This is a genomic window from Kitasatospora sp. NPDC024654, assembly GCF_055559155.1.
Genome location: NZ_JBVHLF010000007.1, coordinates 65,127 through 67,865, shown reverse-complemented (window position 1 = coordinate 67,865; position 2,739 = coordinate 65,127). Strand labels below are relative to the sequence as shown.

Annotated in this window: 1 protein-coding gene; it reads left to right on the top strand. The window is 71.2% G+C overall.

Annotation, left to right across the window (positions count from 1 at the left end):
• The first annotated feature begins 48 nt into the window (after positions 1–48).
• Entirely contained in the window at positions 49–2,637 is a 2,589-nt protein-coding gene (locus tag ACZ38L_RS06455; RefSeq protein ID WP_465689813.1) for a RelA/SpoT family protein, read from the top strand.
• The last annotated feature ends 102 nt before the right edge of the window (positions 2,638–2,739 follow it).

Sequence of the window (2,739 nt, the reverse complement as noted above, 5' to 3'; positions counted from 1 at the left end):
AGTTGCTTGCCCCCCCCCGGGGTCGGGGGTCGTCGGGCCCCTTGGTGGATGTTGGAATTCGGTCCGAACCCCCCGGGGGGGGGGTACACCCACCCCCCCCCCGCCCTCGGCGTGTCTCGACGGCCGGGCGGCCGAACACCGGCGCGCCATGCTCGGTACCATGAAGGTTCATCCGGTGCGTACCGAGGAGTGTCCTTGCCCGACGAGGTAGTGCCCACGGCCGAGGCCGGCGCCCCCAGCAACCAGCCAGCGCCCACGGGGGCCACGCCGGTACGCCCAGCCCCGCCCTCGTCCGGCCCCTCCCGCGCGCTGACGCCGGCCCGCTCCTCCGCCGGTGCGAGCGGCGTACGGGCCCGGCTGGCCCGTTTCGGCGGCCAGCGCGGCACGGTGCTCAACCCCGTCCTGGAGCCGCTCTTCCGGACCATCCGGGCCGGTGACCCCAAGGCGGACCCGGCGCTGCTGCGCGACATCGAGCGGGCCTACGCGGTGGCCGAGCGCTGGCACCGCGGCCAGAAGCGCAAGAGCGGCGACCCGTACATCACCCACCCGCTGGCCGTGGCGACCATCCTGGCCGAGCTGGGGATGGACGCGCCGACCCTGATGGCCGGGCTGCTGCACGACACCGTCGAGGACACCGACTACGGCCTGGAGACCCTGCGCCAGGACTTCGGCGACTCGGTCGCGCTGCTGGTCGACGGCGTCACCAAGCTGGACAAGGTCAAGTTCGGCGAGGCCGCGCAGGCCGAGACGGTCCGCAAGATGGTCGTCGCGATGGCCAAGGACCCGCGGGTCCTGGTGATCAAGCTCGCCGACCGCCTGCACAACATGCGCACCATGCGTTACCTCAAGCGGGAGAAGCAGGAGAAGAAGGCCCGCGAGACGCTGGAGATCTACGCCCCGCTGGCGCACCGGCTGGGCATGAACACCATCAAGTGGGAGCTGGAGGACCTGGCCTTCGCCATCCTCTACCCCAAGATGTACGACGAGATCGTCCGGCTGGTCGCCGAGCGCGCCCCCAAGCGGGACGAGTACCTGGCCACCGTGATCGACCAGGTGCAGGGCGACCTGCGCGGCGCCCGGATCTCGGCCTCGGTCACCGGCCGGCCGAAGCACTACTATTCCGTGTACCAGAAGATGATCGTGCGCGGGCGCGACTTCGCGGAGATCTACGACCTGGTGGGCATCCGGGTCCTGGTGGACACCGTCCGCGACTGCTACGCGGCGCTCGGCACCATCCACGCGCGGTGGAACCCGGTCCCCGGCCGGTTCAAGGACTACATCGCGATGCCCAAGTTCAACATGTACCAGTCGCTGCACACCACGGTGATCGGTCCCGGCGGCAAGCCGGTCGAGCTGCAGATCCGCACCTTCGACATGCACCGGCGGGCCGAGTACGGCATCGCCGCGCACTGGAAGTACAAGCAGCGCGCGGTGGCCGGCGCCTCCAAGGTCCGCACTGACACGCCCGCCCAGGTCCGCAAGGAGGACAAGGCCGGCGCGGTCAACGAGATGGCCTGGCTGCGGCAGCTGCTGGACTGGCAGAAGGAGACCGAGGACCCGAGCGAGTTCCTGGAGTCGCTGCGCTTCGACCTCTCCAACAACGAGGTCTTCGTCTTCACCCCGAAGGGCGACGTGATAGCGCTGCCCGCGGGTGCCACGCCGGTGGACTTCGCCTTCGCGGTGCACACCGAGGTCGGCTACCGCTGCATAGGGGCCCGGGTCAACGGCCGGTTGGTGCCGCTGGAGTCGACCCTGGAGAACGGCGACCTGGTCGAGGTCTTCACCTCCAAGGCCGAGGGCGCCGGGCCGTCCCGCGACTGGCTCGGCTTCGTCAAGTCGCCGCGGGCCCGCAACAAGATCAAGGCCTGGTTCTCCAAGGAGCGCCGTGAGGAGGCGATCGAGCAGGGCAAGGACGCCATCGCCCGGGCCATGCGCAAGCAGGGCCTGCCGATCCAGCGGATCCTCACCGGCGACTCGCTGGTCACGCTGGCGCACGAGATGCGCTACCCCGACATCTCCTCGCTCTACGCGGCGATCGGCGAGGGGCACGTCTCCGCGCAGTCCATCGTGCAGAAGCTGGTGCAGGCGCTCGGCGGCGAGGAGGAGGCGGCCGAGGACCTGCTGGACACCACCGCCCCGAGCCCCGAGGGGCGGGCAGCCCGCCGGCGCCGGGCCAAGGGCGACCCCGGGGTGATCGTCAAGGGCGTGGACGACGTCTGGGTCAAGCTGTCGCGCTGCTGCACCCCGGTGCCCGGTGACCCGATCGTCGGCTTCGTGACCCGTGGCAACGGCGTCTCGGTGCACCGCGCGGACTGCGTCAACGTGGACTCGCTGACCCAGCAGCCGGAGCGGATGATCGAGGTCGAGTGGGCGCCGACCCAGTCCTCGGTCTTCCTGGTGGCCATCCAGGTCGAGGCGCTGGACCGCTCCCGGCTGCTCTCCGACGTCACCCGGGTGCTCTCCGACCAGCACGTCAACATCCTCTCGGCGGCCGTGCAGACCTCCCGGGACCGGGTGGCTATGAGCCGGTTCACCTTCGAGATGGGCGACCCGAAGCACCTGGGGCACGTGCTCAAGGCGGTCCGCGGCGTGGAGGGCGTCTACGACGTCTACCGGGTCACCTCGGCCCGCAAGTAGCGCCGGCGGGGGGGGGGGGAGGGGGGGGGGGGGGGGGGGGGGGGGGGGGGGGGGGGGGGGGGGGATGGGGGGGTGGGGTGGTGTGGGGGCGTCCACGTAGCT

Coding starts and splice junctions, on each gene's coding strand:
- ACZ38L_RS06455 (WP_465689813.1), top strand. CDS start 49: ATGTTGGAATTCGGTCCGAACCCCCCGGGGGGGGGGTACACCCACCCC.